Source organism: Psychrobacter sp. CMS30 (assembly GCF_904846565.1).
GTDB lineage: Bacteria > Pseudomonadota > Gammaproteobacteria > Pseudomonadales > Moraxellaceae > Psychrobacter > Psychrobacter maritimus.
Genome location: NZ_CAJHBF010000052.1, coordinates 1 through 752 on the forward strand (window position 1 = coordinate 1; position 752 = coordinate 752).

Here is a 752-nt window from a genome sequence, read left to right on the forward strand (position 1 = left end):
TGGCTGTGCAGAGTTGTATGCACACTCTTTAGGCGTACCAGTGGTCAAAGTAACATTAACTCGCGATAACTATGATTTAGATTTCGACAACCTACAAAAAGCTGCGGCTGAATTTGACGGTATGAGCCTGTTTTATCTGTGCAATCCTAACAATCCAACGGCCATCATTACCGCGACGGATACGCTCAAAGCTTGGATAAAAAATGCACCAAAAAACCACTATTTCTTATTGGATGAAGCCTACTTTGGGTATGTCACAGACTCAAGTTTTGAGAGCGGCGTTGAGTGGATAAAACAAGGGCTATCAGATAACCTAATTGTCGTTCGTACCTTCTCAAAGCTATTTGGCCTTGCAGGTTTGCGTGTCGGCTACGCGATTGGACATCCGCAGATTATTGCAGAGATTGGGTCTTTAATGTCTACGGATAATATCAATGTATCAGGTGCGGTTGCTGCAATCTCAACGCTCGAAGATGAGGCGTTTTTGGCGCACAGTTTGCAAACCACCAATCAAGCAAGGCAAATGATGGAGACGGCACTCGATGAGCTAGGACTGCGTTATTTGCCTTCGCAGACCAATTTTATATTTTATGAAGTCAAGGGTGATGTGCAAATATATATAGATAGAATGAAAGAACATGGCATCGCGGTCGGTCGTGAGTTTCCTTCTATTCCAGGTTTCAACCGTATTACCCTTGGGACACCCGAAGAGATGACGGTCGTTATTGACACGTTGCAATTATTTCGGAAGC

At 44.0% G+C, this 752-nt stretch carries 1 protein-coding gene; it reads left to right on the plus strand.

The window, feature by feature from the left end; translation table 11 throughout:
• On the plus strand, positions 1–752 hold a 752-nt coding region (locus JMX94_RS13220; protein ID WP_201566033.1), incomplete at both ends, for a histidinol-phosphate transaminase.